General features: G+C 58.7%; 19 protein-coding genes. 14 read left to right on the top strand and 5 right to left on the bottom strand.

Translation table 11 applies throughout. From position 1 onward, the window contains the following. Window positions 1-51: 51 nt before the first annotated feature. The 10 genes from EJE94_RS09900 (at window position 52) to EJE94_RS09850 (ending at window position 17145) form a co-directional block, all read left to right on the top strand. Window positions 52-342, top strand: a complete 291-nt coding sequence (locus EJE94_RS09900; RefSeq protein ID WP_243642581.1) for a helix-turn-helix domain-containing protein — start codon at window positions 52-54, stop codon at window positions 340-342. Next, window positions 284-838 (top strand): BrxE family protein, encoded by a 555-nt coding sequence (locus tag EJE94_RS09895; protein ID WP_121241052.1) that lies wholly within the window; start codon window positions 284-286, stop codon window positions 836-838. The genes EJE94_RS09900 and EJE94_RS09895 overlap by 59 nt, the downstream gene beginning before the upstream one ends. Next, window positions 835-1617, top strand: coding sequence for a BrxA family protein (locus tag EJE94_RS09890; protein WP_121241050.1), 783 nt, complete (start codon window positions 835-837; stop codon window positions 1615-1617). The genes EJE94_RS09895 and EJE94_RS09890 overlap by 4 nt, the downstream gene beginning before the upstream one ends. Beyond that, window positions 1604-2179, top strand: coding sequence for a BREX protein BrxB domain-containing protein (locus tag EJE94_RS09885; protein WP_121241048.1), 576 nt, complete (start codon window positions 1604-1606; stop codon window positions 2177-2179). The genes EJE94_RS09890 and EJE94_RS09885 overlap by 14 nt, the downstream gene beginning before the upstream one ends. 25 nt (window positions 2180-2204) lie before the next feature. Further along, window positions 2205-5813: a BREX system P-loop protein BrxC gene (brxC, locus tag EJE94_RS09880; RefSeq protein WP_121241046.1), complete on the top strand. Its 3609-nt coding sequence runs from the start codon at window positions 2205-2207 to the stop codon at window positions 5811-5813. 11 nt (window positions 5814-5824) lie between these two features. Beyond that, window positions 5825-9655, top strand: coding sequence for a BREX-1 system adenine-specific DNA-methyltransferase PglX (gene pglX / locus EJE94_RS14745; RefSeq protein ID WP_207855892.1), 3831 nt, complete (start codon window positions 5825-5827; stop codon window positions 9653-9655). Between the two features lie 163 nt (window positions 9656-9818). Then, window positions 9819-12341, top strand: coding sequence for a PglZ domain-containing protein (locus tag EJE94_RS09865; protein WP_121241043.1), 2523 nt, complete (start codon window positions 9819-9821; stop codon window positions 12339-12341). Further along, window positions 12338-14467 carry a BREX system Lon protease-like protein BrxL gene (brxL, locus tag EJE94_RS09860; protein WP_207855890.1) on the top strand — a complete coding sequence of 710 codons (2130 nt, stop codon included), beginning with the start codon at window positions 12338-12340 and terminating at the stop codon, window positions 14465-14467. The genes EJE94_RS09865 and brxL overlap by 4 nt, the downstream gene beginning before the upstream one ends. Window positions 14468-14470: 3 nt before the next feature. Beyond that, window positions 14471-16168 (top strand): P-loop NTPase fold protein, encoded by a 1698-nt coding sequence (locus EJE94_RS09855; protein ID WP_121241042.1) that lies wholly within the window; start codon window positions 14471-14473, stop codon window positions 16166-16168. Between the two features lie 284 nt (window positions 16169-16452). Further along, a complete protein-coding gene (locus EJE94_RS09850) occupies window positions 16453-17145 on the top strand; it encodes a Bax inhibitor-1/YccA family protein (RefSeq protein WP_121242210.1) in 693 nt (230 codons plus the stop codon). Between the two features lie 111 nt (window positions 17146-17256). Here EJE94_RS09850 and rlmD read toward each other — a convergent pair whose 3' ends face one another. Then, window positions 17257-18555, bottom strand: coding sequence for a 23S rRNA (uracil(1939)-C(5))-methyltransferase RlmD (rlmD, locus tag EJE94_RS09845; RefSeq protein ID WP_121241039.1), 1299 nt, complete (start codon window positions 18553-18555; stop codon window positions 17257-17259). Between the two features lie 39 nt (window positions 18556-18594). Here rlmD and EJE94_RS09840 point away from each other — a divergent pair, with 39 nt between their 5' ends. From EJE94_RS09840 to EJE94_RS09830, 3 genes are all read left to right on the top strand, one after another. Next, window positions 18595-19722 (top strand): JmjC domain-containing protein, encoded by a 1128-nt coding sequence (locus EJE94_RS09840; protein ID WP_121241037.1) that lies wholly within the window; start codon window positions 18595-18597, stop codon window positions 19720-19722. A gap of 8 nt (window positions 19723-19730) precedes the next feature. Next, window positions 19731-20201, top strand: a complete 471-nt coding sequence (locus EJE94_RS09835; protein WP_121241035.1) for a DUF7931 domain-containing protein — start codon at window positions 19731-19733, stop codon at window positions 20199-20201. Between the two features lie 143 nt (window positions 20202-20344). Then, window positions 20345-20644: a hypothetical protein gene (locus EJE94_RS09830; protein ID WP_243642580.1), complete on the top strand. Its 300-nt coding sequence runs from the start codon at window positions 20345-20347 to the stop codon at window positions 20642-20644. 65 nt (window positions 20645-20709) lie between these two features. Here EJE94_RS09830 and EJE94_RS09825 read toward each other — a convergent pair whose 3' ends face one another. The 4 genes from EJE94_RS09825 to EJE94_RS09810 form a co-directional block, all read right to left on the bottom strand. Beyond that, the gene (locus EJE94_RS09825) at window positions 20710-21471 is read right to left on the bottom strand and encodes an MBL fold metallo-hydrolase (protein ID WP_121241033.1); all 762 of its coding nucleotides are present in this window, start codon (window positions 21469-21471) and stop codon (window positions 20710-20712) included. Continuing rightward, the gene (gene bamC, locus EJE94_RS09820) at window positions 21471-22604 is read right to left on the bottom strand and encodes an NlpB/DapX family lipoprotein (RefSeq protein WP_243642579.1); all 1134 of its coding nucleotides are present in this window, start codon (window positions 22602-22604) and stop codon (window positions 21471-21473) included. Before bamC ends, EJE94_RS09825 begins: the two co-directional genes overlap by 1 nt. An 8-nt stretch (window positions 22605-22612) precedes the next feature. Then, window positions 22613-23491 carry a 4-hydroxy-tetrahydrodipicolinate synthase gene (gene dapA / locus EJE94_RS09815; RefSeq protein ID WP_121241029.1) on the bottom strand — a complete coding sequence of 293 codons (879 nt, stop codon included), beginning with the start codon at window positions 23489-23491 and terminating at the stop codon, window positions 22613-22615. A gap of 81 nt (window positions 23492-23572) precedes the next feature. Then, entirely contained in the window at window positions 23573-24454 is an 882-nt protein-coding gene (locus EJE94_RS09810) for a histone deacetylase family protein (RefSeq protein ID WP_207855923.1), read from the bottom strand. A 117-nt stretch (window positions 24455-24571) separates the two neighbouring features. Here EJE94_RS09810 and EJE94_RS09805 point away from each other — a divergent pair, with 117 nt between their 5' ends. After that, the gene (locus EJE94_RS09805; protein WP_370685663.1) at window positions 24572-25504 is read left to right on the top strand and encodes an AAA family ATPase; all 933 of its coding nucleotides are present in this window, start codon (window positions 24572-24574) and stop codon (window positions 25502-25504) included. Window positions 25505-25508 lie beyond the last annotated feature (4 nt).

Here is a 25508-nt window from a genome sequence, read left to right as displayed (position 1 = left end):
CATAGGCCGATCTGGCCGGCCAGGAAGGATAGCCATTAAACCTTTGGCATCTTGAATATTTTGCACTATTCTGACGTCTTTTCCACGCGATCAGCGGGCGCTATGGTTACGGCAAAATCTAGCGAAATTCTCACCATCAAAGAAGTCGCCGACTTCTTAAAGGTCACAGAACGCACGATCTACCGGCTTGCAGCTGCTAAGCAGATACCGGCGTTCAAGGTTGGCGGGTCTTGGCGTTTCTCCCAGACGGACATCGCGGAGTGGATCAAGCAACAGGCTGTTGATGACCGAACAACCCAGAAAACGCCTGGAACAAAAAAACGGGAGAAAAGAAGTGAATAGCTCACTGAGCAAATTGGCGCGACTTCGAATTGTCGCCGCCTACCTCGGCGAAAAAAGCCAACATGCTTGGTGGCCCACGTCGTTTTTCGGCACGATCGGCAATCAGTTCCTCGTGCCGGTCTTCCCAAAAACCACTTTCCTGGCGCAGTACCATGGCGCCACGGAAGGTGCTCGGCGCCTGCACGACGAGCATATCGGTGTTGGCCAGGTTTTCCACCTCTTCCGTCTGCCCGAGGAAACGGAGCAAGATCTTCACAACCTGTTGCTCAACTCGCCAGATGCGATCGACGCCAGCATCATCAGCAAAAAGGAATCGGCTGAGGCAGCATTGATCGAACTGGCAGGCACCAAGACAGGCGCTTCTGAAGGCCCGGTTGCGATCAAACTGGCGGACGATATTGTCTCAGACGCTACCGTTCGCCAGCTCGCGCAAGTCTATGCAGCCGCCTTTACTGGCGGTGTTCGTGCCTATCCTTATTTCTCGCGTCCGGCATGAGCACGCCGGCACCCTACACAACGCAGTTGCAAGCAGGCTTGGGTCTTATGGACGAGACCAAGGTTTTGCTCGACATCTGGCAGCCCGGCCAAACTGCTTCGCAGTTGTATCAAGCCGCGCTCGATTCAGGTCGGTTCCCGAACGTCACCGCCAGGCGACTCCGCAACGTGGTCGCCGAATGTTTTGCGCCGCGCTACCTGACAAATCAAGGCATCGCAGCGCAACACCTGAAGAGTCTCGCTACACGCCTGAATTCCGGCGACCTACTGCAACTCTTCCTTCTCTTCACCGCTCGCGCCAACCCAATCCTCGCCGATTTTATTCGCGAGGTGTATTGGGATCGATACGCCAGCGGGCACACTCAGGTCAGTAATGAAGACGCCAAAGTCTTTGTGCAGCGGGGAATCGATGACGGCAAAACGTCTAAGCGCTGGTCTGAAACCACCGTCCGCCGAGTGTCTGCCTACCTCACGGGCTGCTGCGCAGACTACGGATTACTGGAAAAAGGCACCCGCTCCTCGCGCCGTATGCTGACTTTCAGGCTTAGCCAGAATGTTGCAGCTTATCTCGCCTATGACTTGCACTTCTCCGGCCTTGGGGATGCATCGGTAATCAACCATCTAGATTGGCGCCTGTTTGGTCTATCGCGAGAAGAAGTCATTGAAGAACTGCGTCGTTTGTCGCTGAAAGGTTTTCTGATCTTCCAGGCCGGCGGTGACGTCACTCGAATCAGTTGGAAGCACCCCACCATGGAGGCCGTTTGCGATGTCCTCGCTTAAAGCCGACTTTGAAGAATTGCGCGAGCGGATCCGTCACGGGCGCGAACTCGGGCATGCCAGCTTCGAGCCCATCTATTACCTGGTGTTCGATCCGGCACAGATTATCGACATCAAGCGCCAAACACCGGCACTCATCGCTAAGTTGCGCAATGATGGCTGGGATGTCTCCACTTTCTCCATCGCCGAGCATATAGAACAGGTATTGAGTGCCGATCCGCGCCGTGCGCTCTGGCTTGCCGCAGAAAAGCGCGATCCGCTGGCCTGGGGCAAAACCAATGAGTCGATTTCCAACGCGCTGACCAGTAGTGGTGCGCTCCTCAAGCGCCTAGAAGAGGCGCTTGCTGCGCTCGAAGGCAAAGCCAACCACCTGTTGCTGGTAACTGACCTCGAAGCCTTGCACCCCTACATGCGCATCGGCGCAATTGAGGGTCAGCTGCAAGGTAAGTTCAGTGTGCCCACTGTGTTTCTGTATCCCGGTGTCCGCACCGGGAAGACCCGACTGAAATTCCTCGGCTTCTACCCAGAAGACGGCAACTATCGCTCTGTCCACGTTGGTGGATAACCGTTCAGTATTTAGGAAACCCATCATGCAGATCCGCACACTCTTCGACCCGTCCAAAGACATTCACCGGTCAATCGAGAAGGTCATCACTTACGGCGCCTCCCAGGAAGCACGCCTCAAGTCCGAGATTTCGGAATACATCGTCACCGAAAGCATCGAGGAACAGTTCCGCAAACTCCTCGATCGTATGCAGTTGGCCATGGAAACCGGTGGTGAAAACGAGATCGGCGTCTGGGTGTCCGGCTTCTACGGTTCAGGCAAGAGCTCTTTCACCAAGTACCTGGGCTTCGCCTTCGACAACCAGATCAAGGTTGATGGTTTGCCGTTCATCAAACATCTGCAAGATCGCCTGCAAACCGCGCCCGTTAAAGCTCAGCTGTCCACCGTCGTTCAGCGTTTCCCTGCTGCCGTGGTCATGCTTGACCTGGCGAGCGACCAGGTTGTGGATGCGACGATGCAAGAGGTATCGACAGTCCTCTACTACAAGGTTTTGCAATGGGCGGGCTACTCGCGCAATCTCAAGGTCGCAGCACTGGAGAGAAAACTTGAGAAAGACGGCCGGTTTGCTGAATTCGAGCAGAAAGTCGCTGCAATGCTCCCAGGTTTGCCGTGGAAAGGCGAACTTCAAAATGATCCATTGATCGTCGACGGACTTGTCCCTCAAGTTGCCCACGAAATGTATCCGGCGCTTTTCCCGACGTCATCATCGTTTAGTTCGAACATTGATAGCTTCATCAAGTTCGAAAATGAGCGCGTTCAGGAAATGATCGACATCATCCGCGAGAAAAGCGGCAAGCAGTACGTTCTGCTAATCGTGGACGAAGTCGGCCAATACGTCGCTTCGCGAGACAACCTGATCCTCAACCTCGACGGCTTGGCCAAGAACCTCAAGCGCCTGGGCGATGGCAAAGTCTGGATGTTCGCCACCGCGCAGCAGACGCTGACCGAGGACGACCCCAGGGCTGCGCTCAACTCATCTCAGCTCTACAAACTCAAGGACCGCTTCCCGATCCAGATCGACCTGGAAGCGGAAGACATCAAGAAGATCTGTACCGGCCGCCTGCTCGGAAAATCCCCCGCTGGTGCTGATGCGCTAGGCAAGCTCTTCGATACCCACGGACAAGCTCTGCGTCACAACACCAAGTTGCAGGACGCCAAGTATTACGACTCCGACTTCTCACGTGACACCTTCATCAACCTGTATCCCTTCCTGCCAGCGCATTTCGACATCCTGCTGCACCTCTTGGGTGCTTTGGCCAAGTCGACGGGTGGCATCGGCCTGCGCTCGGCCATCAAGGTCATTCAAGACATTCTGGTTGAAAAACACGCTGGCGAGATTCCGGTAGCTGACCGCCCCACAGGCTGGCTCGCCACGACCGTCACGCTATTCGATGCACTCGACAAAGATATTCGCCGCGCCTTTCCGTCAATCCATCAAGCGGTCGGCAAGGTCTTCGTGCGTTTCCCGGATTCCGATCTGCACAAGAACATCGCCAAGACCATCGCCATCCTGCAGATCCTCGCCAACCTGCCGGTCACCCTCCAAAACGTCGCCAGCCTGATGCACCCCGGTGTAGATGCTGCCTCGCACCAGGATGAGGTCAGCAAGGCCGTCGAGCAGATGCTCAACGATCCGCTCGTTCCTTTGGGCGAAAAAGATGGCAGCCTGACTTTCCTGTCCGAGAAGCTGCGCGACATCGAGCAGGAGCGCGGCAACATCCCGCTACGTTCCGTCGATATCCGTCGCATCGGAAACGAAGCCCTACGCGAGGTCTTCGACCCCCTCCCGGCCACCCGGTTGCATGGCAGTCTTGCTGTTACCGCTGGTCTCAAGGTCATGAACAGCGGCATCCCGTCCAGTCTGGCGGGCGATCGTGAAACCATCCAGACCATCGTCGAGTTCTCAGATCCGGCCAACTACGACACGGCACGTACTCGCCTGGTCGATGAATCACGCCAGCGCAGCAATCAGAACACCATCCTCTTGCTGGGCCGCACAAGCCCCGAAGCGGATAACTTGGCCGCTGAAATCTATCGCTGCCAGCGTATTGCTGAGTTGCACCGCAACGACCCCGACCAGGAAGTCAAAGAGTATTGTGCCAGCCAGATCGACCGAGCTACCACGCTGGCCAATCAGCTTCAGGTGCACGTTAAACGCAGCCTGACTCACGGTTCGTTTGTTTTCCGTGGTCAGTTTGATGCCGTCACCAGTCTTGACCAAGAGCTGCTCGACGCCGCCAAGAAGCACCTGGCGAAAGTCGCGGCCGATGTTTTTAATCGTTATGCCGAAGCACCCGAGCGCGTCGATACTGCCCTGGCCGAGAAATTCCTGCGTGTCGGCAACCCGGCGGGAATCAATAGCGCCCTAGATCCTTTGGGGCTGGTCGAAATAAAAGGTGGCTCACACAAGATCAACACCGCGCACAAGGCCATCGTCAGCCTGCGCGATGCTATCGAACGTAACGGCACGCTGGAAGGCAAGCGCCTATTGGAGCAATTTAGCGACGCACCCTTCGGGTGGTCGCCCGATACCGTGCGCTACATCCTAGCCGCCATGCTGGTCGCTGGCGATCTCAAACTCAAGATTTCCGGGCGCGAGGTCATTGCCGCTGGGCAACAAGCGATCGATGCACTCAAGACCAACAAGAGCTTTGGCCCGATCGGCGTCTCCCTGCGCGAATCCAAGATGCCGGACGACGTGCTCGCCCGTGCGGCTGAACGGCTCACCAACCTGATCGGCGATTCGGTGGTGCCGCTGGAGCAAGAAATCAGCAAGGCCGCTGCCAAGCACTTCCCGCGCTACCAGCATGACTACTCACCATTGGCTGAAAAGCTCTCCGGTCTGGGCGTTGCCGGGGTTGATCGGTTGCGCAACCTGACTAGCGACATCCAAGACATTCTGCTCACCGATGCCTCCGATGCACCGCTACGCCTGGGCGGTGAAGAGTCGCCGCTGTATGACAACCTCCAATGGGCTGGCGACCTCAAGCGCACCCTAGAAAATGGACTGGATGCCACCCTGCGCGATTTGCAGCGACATCGAAATGAAATACAGGCATTGCCGGATTCCGGCGTGCCGGGCGATCTCAAGCGCGACTTGGCGGAAGACCTCTCTCTGCTAAGCGACCGGCTCGCCCAAGAATCCTTCTACAAATCGGCAGCGGACCTCGCGACTCAGCTGACCAACTTGCAAAATTCTGTACGCGATGCCGCCGACAAGCTGGCCGAGCAATTGAAACATCGCCGCAAAGAAGGCGCAGAGGACCTGGAGCGACTTCCCGAATGGGCCGAACTCAACCCCGAGGAACGTGCCAGCATCTTGTCGCGCCTTGAATCCATCTCGATTGATGCCAACCGCGACCTCGACGGCTTTAAGCAACTGCTGTCTCGCGATTACGAAATCAACACGCGCATCACCGAGCTCAAGGAGTCCGTGCGTCGCCAGGGCCAGGAAAAGCGTCGTCAGCGTATCGAGGACCTGAAGAAGAGCGGCAAGCAAAAGCGCGATCTACCGATTCGCCTCAAGCTCACAACCACCGACCAGATCGATCAGCTCATCACCCAGTTGCAAACCGTCAAAGCCGAACTCGCCGGATTGCCTGACATTGAAGTCAATCTGACCATAAAAGAATAACGAGGCCACGCATGGCGTTTGACCAATCAACCCGCAACAGGCTTCAGCGCTTCGTGTCCGAAGCGCGCAGCCTGTTGTCTGACGAATTCACCAAGCAACTACAGAACGACTACGGACTTGATCCCGTCTCGGGCGAAGTTGCGGCATTTGAAAAACTGACCCACCTCACCGATGCCCAGCGCGAGACGGCGCGCATCCTACGCGAACTGCTTCAGCACTACCTGGCGCAGACACCAGATGGCAACAAAGCCGAAGTGCTCGACCGCATCGTCCGCGAGCAAGCCTTTACGGTCCTAAACCGTCTTTGCGCATTACGTATGGCCGAAGCGCGTGGCCTGCTTTACCCATCGGTCAGCGCTTGCGACCAATCTGGCTACCAGTCTCAGGGGTTTCAGCTATACGCTCGCATGGCGGGCACAGGGTTAGGGGAAACCGGCGAAGCGTACTGCTCCTATCTGTTCAGCGTATTCGATGAGCTTTCGCAGGACTTGCCGTTGCTATTTGATCGCTATTCGCCGCATGGGCGCCTTTTCCCGCGAGAAGCTACGCTACTGCAACTGCTGGGCCTCATCAATGCTACCGACATTGATCTGCTTTGGACCGAGGACGAAACTATCGGCTGGATTTACCAATATTTCAATTCAAAAGAAGAGCGCAAAGCGATGCGCGATGCTAGCCAAGCGCCACGCAACAGCCGCGAACTGGCTGTGCGCAACCAGTTCTTTACACCGCGCTATGTGGTCGAATTTCTGGTCGACAACACCCTTGGCCGCCTATGGTTCAACGCTACAGGCGGAAAGTCGGCGCTGGCGGGACGGTGTCAATACCTGCTCATCAAGCCGAATGAAGAGCCAGAAGCTTCGACTCGCCTGCGCGACCCGCGCACACTCAAGTTGCTCGATCCTGCCTGCGGTTCGATGCACTTTGGACTTTACGCATTCGATTTGCTGACTGAGATTTACCGCGAGGCCTGGGAATGGGAGCAGGAACACGGGCCTGGTTCGCTCGATGTCTCAACGCAACCACAGGCCAATTTCCAACCACTGAAACAAGCCTATGGGGACGAGGCGGCGTTCCTGCGCGACGTGCCGCGTCTCATCATCGAGCACAATATCCACGGTGTGGACATTGACCCTCGTGCCGCGCAGATCGCCTCGTTGGCGCTGTGGCTCCGAGCGCAACGTGCCTGGCACGATGCAGACATCAAAGCCAAAGATCGCCCCCTGGTCGGGCGGGGCCAAGTAGTTGCCGCCATTGCTCCGCCGGCAGAGCAAGAACTACGTCTACAGTTCGCTGCAAACCTCGACAAGCTCGATGCCGAGTTATTCGAGAAGACTATCCAAGTTCTCAAGGACCTACCCGAACTCGGGATACTGCTCCAGGTTGAGCGCGAATTGCCACACTTGATCCGGCAAATTTATGTCGGCAAAGGCGCTGGACTATTTGCCCAGCAAGAGCATGAGAACTGGCGGCAAGCCGAAACCCGACTTCGGTTGTCACTGACTGAGTTCGCGCACACAGTAAAAGCGACTTTCCAAGGACGACTTTTCGCCCAAGATTCCCTCGAATTGTTGCGAATGATCGATCTAACTCGAGAGAAGTTTGATGTGATTGTGATGAATCCGCCATTCGGTGAATCTTCCGCTTCGGCTACGCAATATCTAAAACGGGTTTACGCTCTTGGGCGCCCGGATTTGTATATGTGTTTCTTCTTGCGGTGCGCCAAAGATCTTCTTGCTGCAAACGGTTTTCAAGGTCAAATCACATCTCGCACATTTCATACGCTTGAATTTTTTGAGCCTATGCGGCGAGAGCTCCTTACTGGAGAAACAAGACTCCAAGTTCTTGCAGATCTTGGAAGCGGCGTTCTTGATGGGGCGACCGTTGAGACTAGCGCCTACATCGCATCAAAAGGTGCTAGTTCAGCCTTCTACTCCATTGATCTCTCCACGACTAAAGAGAAGCAACCCGCTATTGCCAGAATCTTGTCGTCATTGCGCAATGGTGAGTCGCCTGCGAGTACCTGGGTCCGAGAACATAGCTGGTTTTTGGAGATCCCAAATGGATCACTGTGCTACTGGCTTCCTACGGCGGTTGAGATAGCGATCAAGCGCTTTCCACAATTTGACCCAGGTTTTGCTTGCAAGCCGCTTGTTGAGAAACCCGTAAGCAATAAGCGCTATGGGAAAGTACGGCAGGGGCTAATTCCGGGTGATATTTTCCGATTTACCAGATTGCGATGGGAAGTACCTGGCAACGAAATTGGGAACGGCCTTAAGTGGGTCCCAATGATGAAAGGTGGCGAGTTCCGTCGATATTTTTCCAATGAGAATTGGCTATTCCTATGGGATAAAGACGGCCGGGAGTCAAAAGCCTTCGCAGAGCAAAGGTATGGCGGTGCCTCTCGGACAATAAAGAATGAATCTGAATTCTTCAAACCTGGAATAACCTTTCCCAGGGTCAGCAGTGTTGGCATGAATGGGCGTCTCATGCCAAAGGATTCGGTATTTTCCGATACCGGAATGGCAATCATTCCCGAAGACGAAGAGTCCACTTGGAACTTGCTCGCGCTGTTCAACTCTCGTCTAGCAGACATTATTTGCGCAGCACTTCATCCTGGACGGAAGTTTGAAGTTGCACATCTCGCTGCAATTCCAATGGAAGAGAGAGTGCTCAAGGATGAGGGGTTGTGCAGGTTTGCTCAAGAGGCATATGGTCTTGTGAAGGATGCCACCGACGAAAATGCCATATATGAAAAGGCTCTAAAGGAGATAACTTCGACAAGAAGCGTACAGCTTGGCTTGGCTCAGGTTGTAAAGGATCTTTCGGCTGCATGGAAAGGCGTGGCAGACCGCCAATATCAAATTGATTTGAAGATATTTGATATTTATGGCATTCCTGTATCGGAACAGAAATTATTGGCTGAGTACATCGATCGTTTGCGCGGCGCCGATGAATCGAGCCATGAAATCGAGTCGGTATTGCGTCCAGAAGGATACTCGGCGGCAAATTATGACGCCGAAAAAGGCTTGCGCGATTGCTTATCAATTCTCATAAATAGGCTGATTACCGCAGCTTTTTCCCGCGCAGGAGAGAACGGGCATTCGCCTAGCTTGACCGATGATCTTCTCACCCTAGTTGTTGGGTTTTCAAAGAGCGTTTTAGGCGTTTCTGAGGACGCCTTCATTGATGATGTTGCTCGATTTATTCCGGGCGGATCATTGCAGGATTATTTTTCTGAGAGTAAAGGTTTCTTTGAAGACCACCTGACCAGTCATTCGTTGTCACCAAGGAAGGCGCCAATTTTATGGCCCCTGTCTACCCGCTCAGGCAGTTACACACTGTGGCTTTTTTATCCCACCCTCACCAACCAGACGCTATACACGGCCATCAACGACTTTATCGAGGCCAAGCTCAAGCAAGTGGGCGCTGGGGGGACAGCGCTGCGCAATAGAGGCTCGTCCCGTACCCACGACGAAGAAAAGCAGTTTGAGACTCTCCAGGCATTCGAGCTTGAACTGATCGAACTGCGCGACACGTTATTGGGGATCGCCCAAGGTTACCAACCGAACCACGACGACGGCGTGCAAATCACCGCTGCGCCGCTCTGGCCGCTGTTCCGCCATAAGCCATGGCAAAAGGTGCTCAAAGACACCTGGGCAAAGCTCGAAAAAGGCGACTACGACTGGGCGCACTTGGCCATGAGCTACTGGCCAGCCCGCGTGCGGGAGAAATGCAAAACCGACAAGTCACTGGCTATCGCCCATGGGCTGGAAGATTTGTACATCGAGCCCGAGGCGAAGCCAAAGAAGACGCGCCGCAAGAAAGTGGAGGAAGTGTGATGGCTGTTCCCTGCTCTGTTGAACATTGCCGAAGGTCGGGAGGCTTTTTGATGCGAATTCATGCGACGCGAAGACTCTTGTGGAGCATGGTGTGCCACTTTGCGATCTACAAGATCGATAGCAGTGATTTGATGCGCCACAAATTCGCTCGGGGCAATCTGCTATGAGCATTGCCGAATTCATTCGCGACAATTTGCTGACGCCACGGCTCAAGAGCCACAGTTGTCTGGTGGTCTACGACCAGGCTGGGCTGTATCGTGAGCTTTGCCTTGGGATGCAGTCCGAAAATCTGAAGGCAATCGATGTAGGTGCTTCTGGCCTGGACGGTCGCTTGAATGCCCTGAGTCTGTTGCGACAGGTAGGCAAGCCGCAAAGCGGTGTCGAGGGGCTGATCGTCTATGTGCCAATGGCCAAACCGCTTAACGACGAGGAAAAACAGAAGGATCCTTTTGCCATCTACGCGGCCTGCGGCGCAGTTTTCCCCGATGACGACGGAGACGAATTCCTCAGCATTTGCCTGCGCGCCAAGCCAGACCATGCGACGGTGATTCGCAAGGTCTTTGCCGAGACGCCAGCGCCGACTTTTGCAGTGATTGACGCCATTGGCGGCGGTTTAGGCTGGCCGCATTTGCGCGCATTGCTGGATGCGCAGTCCGTGCGTGACATTCTGTACGCATTGATGGCGCCCTCTGCCTCCCAGGAAAAGGCGCTGAAAGGTGCTGACAACTGGGTGCAGGAAGCGCGTGACTTGCTCAAGGTCACGTTGGGTTTCGATCTCAAGAGCAAGATCAAAGCATGGGCGACGATTTCGGAGGAGCTTTGGCGCTTCTGCCTGTTCAGCGAGTTCGCGTTTGATCTGCCGGTTTCCTTGCCGTCAGCGCTTGGGAATGTTCCGAAAGCAATGCCTGAGGCCAGGTCGCTCATTGAGGATCTGTGCGAGCGACTGCGCAGTGATTTGCGCTCGCGGAATATCTACGTTGAGCACGCCGAAGCGATCGAGAAGGAATTGAATCTAAAGGATGCGTGCGGAGAACTCGACGATCTAGGCAAGCGCGATACCTTTCCCTTCGAGGAACGCACATTTCTGAAGCGTGCCATTGAGGCACTCAAGGCCGACGATGTGGATCGCGTGCGCGAGATCATTGCCAAGCATGCCTCGTCAGTTTGGCTGGATAAGGCGGAAAGCCAAAGCCAATGGGGCCTGATCGAAGCCGCATTGCGCCTGGTGGCGCAGTGCGGTGACTTTGACCGCCAGCTACCTGACTACGCCAAATCGCAGACCAGCCTGATTGATTTCTATGTGGCCAGCTTGCGCGAGATAGATCGGTTGCACCGCGAATTTGAACAAGCGGCCAGCGACTTTATTGATCCGCATGGCCTGATGAGCTCGGTTGTTGGCCAAGCCAGAACGAGTTATCGCAAGCTCGCGGAAAAGGTGCAGGCCGTTTTCATGCGCCACCTGGAAACGACCGGTTGGCCACCAGCCAATCGGCTTGCCAATGCAGATGTCTTTGACCGCTTCGTCGCGAAGCCGTTGCAGCAAGCGGGCCATCGCATCGCTTACATCCTGGTGGATGCGTTGCGCTATGAATTGGGCGTGGCGCTGGAACATCTACTCTCTGAAGATGGTCCGGTAACAATTGAGGCGGCCTTCGCGCAGTTACCTACGATTACGATCATCGGCATGGCCAGTTTGTTACCCGAAGCCGGGCAGCAGCTCGCGCTCCGCTCTGACGGAACAGGATTGGTGCCCACGCTTGGGGACCAGACTGTTGGCAATGTCACGCAAAGGATGGAGGCCATTCGTAAGCGCTACGGAGCGCGCTTTACTGAGATGCGCTTGGGTGATTACGTGATGGCCAAGGACTCGGTGGCAGAGACCATCGAGTTGTTTGTTCTGCGCAGCGTTGAGATCGACAGCCAGTTAGAAAACGACCCCCAGGAAACTCTGGGCCTGCTGCCGAAGACCTTGAGCCGGATTCGGGCCGCGATTCATCGCTTGCGCAAGGAAGGTTTCAAGGAAGTCGTCATTGCCACCGACCACGGCTTTTACCTGAACGCGGCTGCTGAAGCTGGTGATGTGTGCTCGAAGCCAACCGGTAACTGGGCCTTCAATGCGCATGATCGAATGCTGCTCGGCCAAGGCGGCGGGGATTCCAGCAACCTGGTGATGGCTAACGAGCGCTTGGGCGTTCGTGGCGATTTCCCGATGGTTGCGATGCCGAAAAGTATGGCCCCGTATTCGCGGGGGCTGCTCTATTTCCACGGTGGGGCTTCACTTCAGGAAGCTGTCGTGCCCGTACTGTCCATGCGCCTGGAGGGCGCTGAGCCGGCCATCCGCAAGATTAAGATTGATCTGACCTACCGCAACGGCGCAAAACGCATCACGACCCGTACACCAGTGGTCGAGGTGATGTGGGCTAATGACGACATGTTCGAGCAGGATCGTGAGGTCGAGATTCTTCTGGAAGCCCATAAGCCTAACGGCGATGTCGTCGGCGAGCCCCGCCCCGGTGGTGCCGTCGATCCGGCCACCCGAACAATTTCGTTGCGCCCAAATGTGCGGGTGCCTGTTGCCTTGAAGATGCTCGAAGAATTCGAAGGCAAGTTCACGATCAAGGCACTGAATCCCAATACCTTGGTGGCCTTTAATAGCCTGACGCTAGAAACGGACTACACAGTATGAGCGAAACTGGAACCCCAGCAAACGTGCTGGATGCGCTGGATACGAAGCTGACGACGACGTTCGATGGCAAAGTCGTCCGCAAGGATCTTCTCCATCGGATCAAGAAGGGAACGAACGTCCCCACCTTCGTGCTGGAGTTTCTCCTGGCCCGGTATTGCGCAAGCGATGATCCGGCCGAGATCAACGCCGGTATGGAGGCCGTACTGGCAACGCTACAAGACAACTACGTGCGCCCGGACGAAGCGAACGCCGCCCAGTCGCGAGTGGCCACCAAAGGCAAGCACCGCTTCATCGACAAGGTGCACGTCCGCTACGTGGAAAAGGAAAAACGTCACTGGGCCTCGCTGGAGAACTTCAACTCGCAGCGCATAGCCATTGGCGACAAGTTCTTTAAGGACAACGACCGCCTGCTCGAAGGCGGCATCTGGGCCGAAGTGACGATTGCCCACAACGACATCGAGGAGGACGACTACGCTTTCTACATCGAGGACATGCGGCCGATCCAGTTGAGCCGCTTTGACTTCGATCGTTACACAGAAGGCCGAGCGTCGTTTTCTCGTGACGAATGGCTGGATGCCGTGTTGCGCTCAGTTGGCCTGGAGCCCAGCAAGCTGTCCCACCGAGTGAAGCTGCACTATGTGACGCGCCTCGCGCCCCTTGTTGAGCCCAACTACAACTACATCGAGCTTGGCCCCCGTGGCACCGGTAAGTCATACTTCTTCAGCGAATTTTCACCCTACGCCACACTAATTTCGGGTGGTCAAGCGACGAAGGCGACATTGTTCTACAACAATCAACGTCGCAAGGTTGGCCTTGTAGGCTACTGGGACACGGTCGCATTCGACGAGATCGGCGGTATCAAGGTCAAAGACCCGGACACGATCCAGATCATGAAAGACTTCATGGCCAACGGGCGTTTTTCCCGTGGGGCGGAAGTCATTGCCGACGCGAGCTTGAGCTTTGTCGGCAACTTCGATCTGTCGATTCAGCAGGTCGTCAATTCGACGACGCATGACCTGTTCCAGCCGCTGCCGCCGGAGTTTGACCTGGCGATCATGGATCGCTTTGCCTGCTACCTGCCAGGCTGGGAGATGCCGAAGAACAGCAGCGCTTATCTGACCTCGAACTACGGTTTCATCACCGATTACCTGGCCGAGGCATTCCACTACATCTTCAAGCACACGAATCGCTATGAGGAGGTCAATCAGCGGATTCGTCTCGGAAAATGCGTGGAAGGTCGGGATGAGAAGGGAATCAAGAAGACGCTGTGCGCATTCCTGAAAATCCTTCACCCCAATGGTCCACCGTCCGACGAGGAGTTCGAGGAATACGTTGCCTATGCCATCGAATGCAGGCGCCGCGTCAAGGAGCAGATGAACAAGCGCAAACCAGACGACGAGTTTGCCAACATTAACCTGTCGTACTTCCGAAAAACGGGTGACGAAGTTGTGGTGTTCTGCCCGGAATCCAAGGATGCGACCGCAACGCAGTCTCCGTCACGTCGAGGAACATCGACATCCATCGTTGAGAGCACATCCTCATCCGCACCGGTAGCGCCCGTTGCAGCAGTAGCACCGACTGAGATTCAGGTAGCCGCTCCCGTTGCGGAAGTCGGGTCGCCGATACCCGAGCCATCGCTGGAGGAACGCCATTTCACGATCCTCTACGGTGATTCTGGCCATAGCTACGAAAACATCTTCGGCCCTTATCTGGAGGGAGCGACCGAGATCCTGATCGAGGATCCATACATTCGCGCGCCCCATCAGATCCAGAACCTAGTTCGTTTCTGCGAAGTCATCGTGAAGCGGCCAGCCATCAAGAAGATTTCGCTGGTTACCGGCTACGACGATGCATCTCCGCTCGCGGACATGCAGGAAAAGCTCGACGAACTCAAGCAGAGCCTGCTTGAGATCGACGTACTGCTGGACATCAAGGTCAATAAGAACCTTCATGACCGAGAGATTCGCATCAATAACGGATGGATTGTGAAGATCGGGCGTGGCCTCGACTTCTACCAGAAGCCTACAGGCTGGTTTGAGATTGGCGCGCATGATCTGGCGCTTAGGAAATGTTTGGAAACGAAGGTTGATATTTTCAGGCAGTCGGGCACGAACGGAGCCAGCTGACGCATGTCGATCCACCAGTCGAAACAAGCAATCCATGATTTCTTGGCCAGCGATGAGCCAGAGGTTCTTGCGCTGACAGGTGACTGGGGCGTCGGCAAAACATTTCTCTGGACTCAAGCCGTCTTACGGCTGAAGACGCAGGTGTCGGCTGACAAGAAGTTTCGATACGCGTATGTGTCCTTGTTTGGTGTCAAAGACCTTGAATCCCTGAAGCTGGCCATATTCGAAAACATTGATGACGCAACCCTAGGCGAAACGTCACCGGAAGGTGCATCGGGGTGGGGTTTCAGGAAATTGATTGGCGGCGGAAGAAAAGCTACAAAGGCTGTTTCACAGGCTCCGATCGTGAAGAACTATACGGGGTCGTTGGTTCAGGACATTGCTTTCTCGCGTGTCCGCAACCTGGTCATTTGCATTGATGACTTTGAGCGCCGTAGCCCATCTCTTCTTACCCGCGAAGTATTGGGGCTGGTGTCCTATTTGAAGGAACACCGAGGCTGCAAGATTGCACTCATTTTCAACCACGGCGAGCTGGACGGTCAGGATGATTACGATCTCTACAAGGAGAAAGTAGTCGACCGTGAAATAAGACTCGACCCGAAGCCAGAAGAAGCGATCGAGGTAGCTATTCCACGATCAGATGAACTGGCGGCTGACCTCAAAACTCACGCGACAAAGCTCGGGCTCAGAAATATTCGCGTGCTGCGGAAAATCGATAAATTGGCCGTGGCGACAGCAGCGATCCTGAGTGGTCTTCATCCAACGATTCGGAAGCAGGCTGTCGCTTCTCTCGTGCTAATGGGGTGGTGCCACTACTGTCCAGGCAAAGGGCCGACTCTGGCTTTCCTGAAGGAATTGACCAATCGATTTGCTGGATGGTCAAAATATCTCGACGATAAGTCTGAAGATACGCAGGAAAGGCAGTGGGAGGAACTGCTTGGAGAGTACGGATACCAACATACCGACGCGTTAGATCTCGCATTGATGACAACAATCGAACGTGGTTACCCGGATGTTGAAGCGATAAGGAATGCGGCTAACGAGCTTGATGCCCAGCTGAAGATTCATGACGGAAGCGAACGTCTAACGGCCGCTTGGCACCTGTTTAAACACGGTTTTGATGACAACCAAGAGGAAATACTTGCAGCGTTGCTGTCAGCGATCCAGGATCACCTCAAGTGGTCTAGCGTCGGCGAGATCAATTCGGTTGTTTCTTTGCTAAGGGATTTTTCTCGCGACGACTTGGCAGACAAGCTGATAGACGACTTTGTCGCGGCGAATTCTGATCGTAGGGAGCGTTTCGATCTTTCTCAGCGATTCCCTGGCGATCTATACGATTCGGTTCTGGAAGGTAGACTCAATGCTGAGCACGCGCGACTCAGTAAGCCCAAACCGCTTGCCGATGCTCTGAATACGCTTGGTAGCAACGACGGATGGTCAAAGTCAGATGAAGAAGCTGTGCTTGCTGCATCGGAAGACGATCTTTACGACCTTGTGACCAAAACTCATGGGGCCGATCTACCTCGCTATATCCGTGCCTGCCTTTCGTTTCGCCGGATCTCAAATGCAGATGAAGGCCAGCGGAAGATCATCGAAAAGATGGAGAATGTCCTCCGAAGGGTCGGTGCATCATCCCGCCTCAATCGTCTCCGTGTCGAACGGCTTTATGGGGTGAAACTGGCCACGGAACCGAAGCTATAAGAAGACACCTGAGAGAGAAAATTAATCTCCGCAACGTGTCAAACGAGCACGGATTTACCGGGTTCCCAAGACGTCTGTTTCAGCCAAGTTGCGGAGATAAATGTAAAATAGGCCACTGTTTTTACGCGGAATAGCAGAGAACTTGAAAACCGGCGACGTCGCAAGGCGTCCGTGAGTTCGAATCTCACCCTATCCGCCACCAGAAATCCTGTCACCATTGAAACTTGCGGGCAGCACCCCACTCTAACGAGCGTTCTGGCCACACTTTACGGAGAGCACAGATGATGAACAGTCAGTTCGGCATTGCCCAGACCGCGAGTCGCGACAGCGCACTGGCGACCAACCGCGTCCTGCGCAACACCTACGCCCTGCTCGGCCTGTCGATGGTGCCGACGGTGATCGGCGCGCTGGTCGGCATCCAGTTGAAGTTTTCCTTCCTCGCCGGCAGCCCCATGGTCTCCTTCCTGCTCTTCCTCGGCATCGCCTTCGGCTTCATGTGGGGCATCGAGAAGACCAAGAACAGCGGCATGGGCGTGGTCCTGCTGCTGGCCTTCACCTTCTTCATGGGTCTGATGCTGTCGCGCATCCTGCAGGTGGCGCTCGGCTTCTCCAACGGCGGCACGCTGATCGCCATGGCCGCCGGCGGCACAGGCGCGATCTTCTTCACCCTGGCCGGCGTCGCCGCCACCACCAAGCGCGACTTCTCGGGTCTCGGCAAGTTCCTCTTCGCCGGCATGATCCTGATCCTGGTCGCGGCACTAGCCAACATCTTCTTCCAGATCCCGGCGCTGTCGCTGGCCATCGCCGCGCTGGCGGTGGTCATCTTCTCCGCCTACATCCTCTACGACATCAACCGCATCGTGCAGGGCGGCGAGGACAACTACATCAGCGCGACGCTGGCGGTCTATCTCGACATCTACAACGTCTTCGTCAGCCTGCTGCAACTGCTGCTGGCATTCAGCGGCGAGCGCGACTGATTCAATAAGTCGGCGCTGATGAAGCCACTGCGCTACAGGGCGGTCGAGCAAGAAACGCTCTCCTCGCCGTAGCGGATGGCGCCACGGCGACCCGCGGGTCGCCGTTGTTGCTTATGGCCACTCGAACAGCGCGATCGACTCGACATGCGAGGTCTGCGGGAACATGTTGCCGATGCCGGCGCCGCACAGCCGATAACCCTGCTCACGCACCAGCACGGCGGCGTCGCGCGCCAGCGTCGCCGGGCTGCATGAAACATAGACGATGCGCCGCGGATAGGGCTCGGCCAGCGCCTTGACCAGCGCGATCGCGCCCTCGCGCGGCGGATCGATCAGCATCTTGTCGAAAGGGCCGAGCGCCGCCAGGCTCTCCGCCGTCGCCTCGAAAAGATTGGCGACATGAAACTCGGTACACCCGGCCAGGCCGTTCGCCGACGCATTGGCATGGGCTCGATCGACCAGCACCTGGCTACCCTCGACGCCGACCACCGTCGCGCCATGAGTGGCGATCGGCAGCGTGAAGTTGCCGAGGCCGCAGAACATGTCGGCGATGCGCTCGCCAGCCTGCGGCGCCAGCAGTCCCATCGCCCGGCGCACCAACATGCGATTGATGCCGAAATTGACCTGGGTGAAGTCGGTCGGACGGAACGTCAGCGTCACGCCGAAATCCGGCAGTGCATAGCTCAGCGGCCCGGCAGCGGCCGGATGAAACAGGACCACGGTATCCGGACCGCCCGTCTGCAGGTAGAAGACGATGCCGTGGGCGTCGGCGAAGGCACGCAACAGATCTTCGTCAGCCGCTGTCAGTGGCAAGAGGATGCGCAGCAGCAGCACCGTCTGGCTGTCCGCCACCGCCACCTCGATCTGCGGCAGCCGGTCGGGGATGGACAGCGCCGCGACCAGTTCGCGCAGCTTCGGCAACAGTGCCGCGACTGCCGGCGGCAGCACCTTGCAGGTGAGCATGTCGGCGACATAGCTGCTGCGCCGCTCGTGGAAACCGACCAGCACGCCGCCCTTCTTCGGCACCAGGCGCACCGACAACCGCGCGCGGCGGCGGTAGCCCCAGGCCGGACCGCCGATGGGCGGGAACACCGCCTCCGGTTTGAGGCGGGCAAGATGCCAGAGCGCGTCCTCGAGCACGCGCTGCTTCGCCGCGGTCTGCGCCCCCGCCTCGAGATGCTGCATGCTGCAGCCGCCGCAAACACCGAAATGCGGGCATAGCGGCGTCACCCGCTGGCTCGACGCACGGCGGATGGCGGTGGCGCTGGCCTGCTCGTAACTCGGCTTGCGCCGAAAGCTGGCGTATTCGACGCGCTCGCCCGGCAGCCCACCCTCGATGAAAATCACCTTGCCGTCGACATGTGCGACGCCGCGGCCTTCGTGATCCAGTGATTCGACAATGGCCTCGGACATGGCGGGCGCCTCGAAAAAAGGCGCGATTATAATGGCCGCATGATTCCGACGCTGCTGGGCGGCCTCACGGCCGAAGAATTCCTTTCCGACTACTGGCAGAAGAAGCCGCTGCTGGTGCGCGGCGCAATTCCCGGCTTCACCGGCGTATCCGGCGTCAGCGGACGGAACGACATGCTGGCGCTCGCTGCACGCGACGACGTCGAGTCGCGCTTCGTCTCGCAGGTCGACGGCTGGACTCTCGAGCATGGCCCGTTCAACCCATCTTCGCTCAAGCGCCGCGCCAGGCCCTGGACCGTGCTGGCGCAGAGCGTCAATCTGGTAAGCCCCGAAGGCGACCGCCTGATGCGCGAGTTCGACTTCGTTCCCTACGCCCGGCTCGACGACCTGATGGTGAGCTATGCCACCGATGGCGGGGGCGTCGGCCCGCATTTCGACAGCTACGACGTCTTCCTGCTGCAGGGCATCGGCCGCCGCCGCTGGCGCATCGGCAAGCAACGCAACCAGCGCCTGATCGATGGCCTGCCGGTGCGCATCCTCGCCGATTTCCGGCCGACCCAGGAATGGCTGCTCGAACCCGGCGACATGCTCTATCTGCCACCGGAATGGGCGCACGACGGAATCGCCGAGGGTGAATGCATGACCTGGTCGATCGGCTTCCGCGCCTTCCCGGCGCAGGAGCTGGCCGAGCAGTTCCTGATGCACTTGCAGGACACCGTTCGTCTCGACGGCCGTTATCGCGACCCGCAACTGCAACGGCAGCGATCGCCAGCACAGATCGGCGACGCCATGATCGACCAAGTAAGCGACATTCTCGCCAGAGTCAGCTGGAACAGAAATTCCGTGCGAGACTTTCTGGGTCGCATGCTGACCGAGCCGAAACCCCACGTGTTTTTCGATCCGCCGCAACGACCGCTCGCGGCGAAACGCTTCGCCAGTCTCGCCGAACGGCGCGGCGTCGCGCTCGATCCGCGTACCCAGCTTCTGTTCACCGGCACGCATTTCTACCTCAATGGCGAAGCGATCACGGTCCCCGGCCCCGACCGACGCCTGCTGCGGCAACTGGCCGACCGCCGCGACATCGAGACCATCCGTGGCTTCAGCGCGACCGGCGTCGAACTGCTGCGCGAGTGGTATCGTTGCGGCTTCCTGGCGATCCGCGAGCCATAGGAGCACCCATGATCGAACCCTTCGACAGCGAAGCCGGCTACCGCGCCGCCATCGACGCCACGATCCAGGCGGCGTGCCGCGAACTGCGCCTTTTCGACGGCGACCTCGAACGCATGGCCCTCGATGATGCGAGCCGCAACGCCATGCTGCTGCACTTCCTCGCCGACGACGCGAACCGGCGCATGCACATCATCGTCCACGATCCGGCGCCCCTGCGCACCCGGCACCCGCGCCTGCTGAATCTGATCCGCCTCCATGGCCACCAGATCGAGATCCGTCAGACGCCGGACCACCTGCGCCATCTGGCCGACCGCTTCGTACTCGCCGACGCGTCCCATGGTGCGATCCGCTTTCACGCCGATCACGCGCGTGGCAAGCAGGTCAGCGCGGATACCAAGGAAATTCACCCATATTGGCAGCGCTTCGACGATCTGTGGCTGGAATGCCAGGTCTGCACCCCTTCGACGGCCGGCATCTGATCGCGGCAAAAACGCAGTAAAAAGCCGTTTGTTAGCCGTTTACAACAAATTCCAGAAGCTTGATACAATCACCGGCTGACTGGGTCGCGCCCTGTCTTTTCTGAGCTCCACTTTCTCTTTTTATCGATAAAGGAATGCAAACAATGAAACAGTCCCTCCTCGTCGCCGCTCTGGTCGCCCTCGCCGTTACCGCCTGCGGCAAGAAGGAAGAAGCCGCTCCGGCTCCCGCTCCCAAGGCCGCCGCTCCGGCTCCCGCTCCCCAGGCTGGCATGGCCGGCATGGAAGCTCCGAAGGGCATGGAAGGCCAGGCCGGCATGGCTGGCGCTCCCGCCGCTGCCCCGGCTGCTGCCGCCCCGGCTGCTGCTCCCCAAGCTGGCATGGCCGGCATGAGCGGCATGGAAGCCAAGAAGGAAGAGCCGAAGAAGGAAGAGCCGAAGAAGTAATTCGGATTTTTCCGGCAACAAGAAAGGCCAGCCTGCGGGCTGGCCTTTTTTTTCGACCGGAAACCTCAGCAGAGTTCGCGCCAGTCGAATCCCTGCTGCTGATCGGCGACGGCAACGTCCTGCGGCTGACAGCCCAACACCCCGGCCAGCGCTGCTCGCGCCAGCTGCGGCGTGTTGTTCTGCTCGCTCAGGTGGGCCGCCACCACATGCTGCAGGCGACGGCGGTCGATCTGCCCCAGCAGTGAGGCCGCACTCAAATTGTCGAGGTGGCCGAGACGGCCGCCGACACGCTGCTTGAGCGACCAGGGATAGCTGCCGTTGCGCAGCATCTCGGCATCGTGGTTGCACTCCAGCACCAGACCGTCGCAGCCATCGAGCATCTCGACCATGTGCGGCGTCACGCAACCGGCATCGGTCAGCACGCCAAGACGCCGCCGGCCGTCGCTGACGACAAACTGCGTCGGCTCGCGAGCATCGTGCGGCACCGGGAAAGGTTCGATCTGCAGATCGCCGATCACGAAGGCGGCGTGGCTGTCGAACAGGCTCACCTCGATCTGCCCGGCCAATCCGGTGGCAACGCAGGTGCCATGGCTCATGCGCACATCGAGCGAGAAACGCTGCGCCGCGCGGGCTACGCCGCCGGCGTGATCGCCGTGCTCGTGGGTGACGAGAATCACGTCGAGATCCTCCGGGGTCAATCCCAGTCGCGCCAGCCGCGACGCCAGTTCGCGCGGCCCGAAGCCGCAATCGATCAGTACCCGCGTCCGCCCGCTTTCGACCACAAGGGCGTTGCCCTTGCTGCCACTGCCCAGCGAGGCGAAGCGCATTACTTCAACTGTTCGTAGAGCAGGCCGAGAATCTTCTTCGAGGTGCCGGACTTGTCGACGCCGCCCTCGCGGGTCAGCACCTGCACCGTGCTCGCGCTGCCGCTGCCCTTGACGTAGATGCGATAGCGCGCACCGGGGTCAACCTGGGGTGCGTCGCTCTTCCAGAACATCAGCTTCGAGGTGAAGCTCTTTTCATCGCTCTTCGCCGTGGGCTCGGGATCGACATAGCGCACGAAGTAAAGGCCCTGCGAGCGGTCGCGATCCTCGACGGTGAAGCCGACGCGGTCGAGCGCGAGGCCGACGCGGCGCCAGGCGCGATCGAAACCCTCCTGCAGTTCCAGCGTGCCGCTGCCGTCGGTAGCACGCGCCAGCTTGGCCTTCTCCTCGACCGGGGCGGCCTTCGCCGCCTGTTGCGCCTTGGCCTGGGTCTCGGTGGCGCCGAGGCGCACCATCAGGCGCCGCAGCATCTCTGCCTCCAGTTCGGGCTCGGGCGGACGCGGCTGCCAGCGGGTCTCGCTGCGCCCCTCGCTGACGTAGATTTCGTACATGCCACGATGGCTGATGTAGATTTCGGTCGAACCAACCTCGCCCTTCTCGAGGCGGGTACGGAACTTGTCACGTTCGGCGGTGGAATAGAGCGAATCGAGTGCCTTGCCCATCCAGTTGCGCAGGCCATCCTGCGGAATCTTGGCGCGATTCTCGGCCCAGTCGGTCTCCATCACGCCGGCCTCGGGCATTTCGACATTGACGATGAAGCCGATTTCCTGCCAGAACTCCTTGACGATCGGCCACAGCTTGTCGGGCGGCATGCCGCTCACGACCAGCCAGCGCTGGGTGCCGGAGCGCTCGATGCGCATGTTGCTCACCTGCGGCAGGACGTCGCTCCTGACCTCGGCGCGGGGCTGTCCTGCACGCTCGCCGCTGTAGGTCGAGAAGGTCGCCGTGCCCTTGGATCCGCTGTCGGGAACGGCGTAGCGATCGTCACGCGTCGGCTGGCTCAGGTCGGGCGGCACCTCGAGCGGGGGGAGTTTGCCCGAGGACTTGTAATCGATTTTCTTCGATTCGACCCCGCCACATGCGGCAAGCAGTAGCACACTGGCGCAGGCGAGGAACAAACGGAACTGGTTTGACATGGGATTCATCAAAGTTGGATGCCGGCCTCGCGCATGGCGGCGCGGACGCGATCGTGGCATTCGGGCGACAGCGGTGTCATCGGCAGGCGCAAGCCACCGCCGATCAGGCCCATCTGCTGACAGGCCCATTTGACCGGGATCGGATTGGCCTCGACGAACAGATTCTTGTGCAGGCCGAGGAGACGGAAGTTGATGTCGCGCGCCTTCGTCGCATCGCCGGCCAGCGCGGCCGCGATCATCTCGTGCATCAGTCGCGGAGCGACATTGGCGGTCACGGAAATGGTGCCCTTGCCGCCGAGCAGCGTCAGCAGCATGGCCGTCGCGTCATCGCCGCTGTAGACGGCGAAACCCTTCGGCGCGCGCTTCAACAGATCGCTGCCGCGCTCGAGGTCGCCCGTCGCATCCTTGATGCCGACGATGTTGGGAATCTGCGCCAGGCGCAGTGCCGTATCGTTGGCGAGGTCGGCCACCGTGCGGCCCGGCACGTTGTAGAGGATCAGCGGCAGATCGACGGCCTCGGCGATCGCCTTGAAATGGCGATACATGCCTTCCTGCGTCGGCTTGTTGTAGTAGGGGACGACGGAAAGGTGGGCATCGGCGCCGACCTTCCTGGCAAACTCGCCCAGTTCGATCGCCTCCGCGGTAGCGTTGCCACCCGTTCCGGCAATGACCGGAATGCGGCCGGCGACATGCTGGACGGTCGTCTCGATCAGGCGTCGATGCTCGTCGAAGTCCACGGTCGGCGACTCGCCGGTGGTGCCGACGACTACCACGGCATCCGAACCCTCGGCGATGTGCCAGTCGAGCAGGCTCTTGAGGCGCGGCAGGTCGAGGCTGCCGTCATCGGCCATGGGCGTGACGATCGCGGGAATCGAACCTTGAATCATGGGCTGTTGCGTCCGAATGGGAAAGTCATGGATTTTACTGTCGAAATGACCCGCCGGGCCCTACCAGGTTGTAACGGCGTGTTAATGCAGGTCCGCCAGGACCTTGACGTGGGTAGCGACGCTGCGCGCCAGCGCCGACAGGGCGTAGCCGCCCTCGAGCATGGAGACGACGCGCCCCTTGCCCGACTCGCGCGCCACCGCCAGCAACTGCTCGGTGACCCAGGCGTAGTCGGCCTCGAGCAGGCCGAGATTGCCCATGTCGTCCTCGTAATGCGCGTCGAAGCCGGCCGAGATGAACAACATCTCCGGCGCATAGTCGCGCAGGCGCGGCAACCACACCTCGCTAACCACTTCGCGGAAACCATCGCCGCGGGTGCGCGCCGGCAGCGGCACGTTGCACATGTTGGGCGCCGGATTCTCCGCTCCGCAGTAGGGATAGAAGGGATGCTGGAAGGTGCTGACCATCAGCACGTTCTCATGGTTGGCGAAGATTTCCTCGGTGCCGTTGCCGTGGTGAACGTCGAAATCGATGATGGCGACGCGCTTCAGGCCCCATTGGTCGATCGCATGCGCCGCCGCCACCGCGATGTTGTTGAAGAAGCAGAAGCCCATGGCCTTGGCACGCTCGGCGTGATGCCCGGGCGGACGCACCGCGCAAAAGGCATTCTCCGCTTCGCCCTTCATGACCAGATCGACGGCGAGGACGCCCGCACCGGCGGCACGCAACGCCGCCGTCCAGGTACCCGGGCTCATCGCCGTGTCGGGATCGACGTGAAAAATGCCCGTCGTCGGTACGTTCATTTCCAGCGTCCTGATGTAGCGCAGCGGATGCACTCGGGTCAGCTGCTCGGTGGTCGCGAGCGGCGCATCGTGGAACTGGAGATAGAGGTCGAGCTGCGCCGCGATCAGGCGGTCCTGTATCGCGGAAAGCCGGTCGGGGCACTCGGGATGATGGCTGCCCATGTCGTGGGCAAAGCAGTCGCGATGCGTGATGAAGGCAGTCGTGGTCATCAGAAACGAATGACATACAATGACATCGAAGGTTCCATTATCCACGGAATACGGAGCTGCGCCAGCGTGTTGTCCCCCAAATCTCCAAAGCGGCTCGAGCACGTCGTCGGTGCGACGGGCAGCGTCATCCTTGGCAAGGAAGGGCAGATTCGCCTGGCCCTGGCCTGCCTGCTGGCAAAGGGCCATCTGCTGATCGAGGACCTGCCCGGCGTCGGCAAGACCACCTTGGCCCACGCCCTCGCGCAATTGCTGGGCCTGTCGTTCCAGCGCATCCAGTTCACCAGCGACATGCTGCCCGCCGACATCATCGGCGTCTCGGTCTTCGATCGCGACAGCGGCGCCTTCCGTTTCCATCCCGGCCCCGTGTTCACCCATGTGGTGCTGGCCGACGAGGTCAATCGCGCCACGCCCAAGACCCAGTCGGCGCTGCTCGAGGCGATGGAGGAACGCCAGGTCACCGCCGAGGGGCAGACCCGCCCCCTGCCCGAGCCCTTTTTCGTTATCGCGACGCAGAATCCCTCGACCCAGATCGGCACCTATCCCCTGCCCGAATCGCAGCTCGACCGCTTTCTCATGCGCATCGAGCTCGGCTACCCTGACCGCGCCGCCGAACGCGAACTGCTCGCCGGCGTCGACCGTCGCGAGGTTCTCGCCGGCCTGCAACCCTGTCTTTCCCCCGAGGAACTGCTGACCCATCAGAAGGCGGTACGGGCCGTGCAGGTCGCGGAACCGCTCATCGATTATGTACAGGCGCTCGTCGCGCAAACGCGGGAGTCCCCCGATTGGCAGGTGGGTCTGTCGCCGCGCGCGGCGCTCGCCCTGCTCGCCGCATCGCGTGCCTGGGCCTGGCTCGAAGGCCGCGACCACGTGCTGCCCGACGACGTGCAGGCGGTGCTGCCCGGCGTCGCCTGCCACCGTCTGCATGCGGCCGGCGAAAGCGCCGCGCGCCTGACCCCGACCGAGGTGGCGACACGGCTGATCGAGGCTGTACCCATCCCCTGAGGCC

Origin of the sequence: Sulfurisoma sediminicola (genome assembly GCF_003865015.1) — a bacterium.
Classification (GTDB): Bacteria; Pseudomonadota; Gammaproteobacteria; order Burkholderiales; family Rhodocyclaceae; genus Sulfurisoma; species Sulfurisoma sediminicola.
This window is presented reverse-complemented; position numbering and strand designations above follow the sequence as displayed.

Bases quoted from the DNA above. Each gene is read 5' to 3' on its own strand.
- bamC (WP_243642579.1), bottom strand. From the start codon at position 22,604: ATGTCAAACCAGTTCCGTTTGTTCCTCGCCTGCGCCAGTGTGCTACTG.
- EJE94_RS09855 (WP_121241042.1), top strand. From the start codon at position 14,471: ATGTCGATCCACCAGTCGAAACAAGCAATCCATGATTTCTTGGCCAGC.
- EJE94_RS09890 (WP_121241050.1), top strand. From the start codon at position 835: ATGAGCACGCCGGCACCCTACACAACGCAGTTGCAAGCAGGCTTGGGT.
- EJE94_RS09830 (WP_243642580.1), top strand. From the start codon at position 20,345: ATGAAACAGTCCCTCCTCGTCGCCGCTCTGGTCGCCCTCGCCGTTACC.
- brxC (WP_121241046.1), top strand. From the start codon at position 2,205: ATGCAGATCCGCACACTCTTCGACCCGTCCAAAGACATTCACCGGTCA.
- EJE94_RS09825 (WP_121241033.1), bottom strand. From the start codon at position 21,471: ATGCGCTTCGCCTCGCTGGGCAGTGGCAGCAAGGGCAACGCCCTTGTG.
- EJE94_RS09840 (WP_121241037.1), top strand. From the start codon at position 18,595: ATGATTCCGACGCTGCTGGGCGGCCTCACGGCCGAAGAATTCCTTTCC.
- brxL (WP_207855890.1), top strand. From the start codon at position 12,338: ATGAGCGAAACTGGAACCCCAGCAAACGTGCTGGATGCGCTGGATACG.
- EJE94_RS09850 (WP_121242210.1), top strand. From the start codon at position 16,453: ATGAACAGTCAGTTCGGCATTGCCCAGACCGCGAGTCGCGACAGCGCA.
- EJE94_RS09895 (WP_121241052.1), top strand. From the start codon at position 284: ATGACCGAACAACCCAGAAAACGCCTGGAACAAAAAAACGGGAGAAAA.
- dapA (WP_121241029.1), bottom strand. From the start codon at position 23,491: ATGATTCAAGGTTCGATTCCCGCGATCGTCACGCCCATGGCCGATGAC.
- EJE94_RS09835 (WP_121241035.1), top strand. From the start codon at position 19,731: ATGATCGAACCCTTCGACAGCGAAGCCGGCTACCGCGCCGCCATCGAC.
- EJE94_RS09885 (WP_121241048.1), top strand. From the start codon at position 1,604: ATGTCCTCGCTTAAAGCCGACTTTGAAGAATTGCGCGAGCGGATCCGT.
- EJE94_RS09810 (WP_207855923.1), bottom strand. From the start codon at position 24,454: ATGGGCAGCCATCATCCCGAGTGCCCCGACCGGCTTTCCGCGATACAG.
- pglX (WP_207855892.1), top strand. From the start codon at position 5,825: ATGGCGTTTGACCAATCAACCCGCAACAGGCTTCAGCGCTTCGTGTCC.
- EJE94_RS09865 (WP_121241043.1), top strand. From the start codon at position 9,819: ATGAGCATTGCCGAATTCATTCGCGACAATTTGCTGACGCCACGGCTC.
- rlmD (WP_121241039.1), bottom strand. From the start codon at position 18,555: ATGTCCGAGGCCATTGTCGAATCACTGGATCACGAAGGCCGCGGCGTC.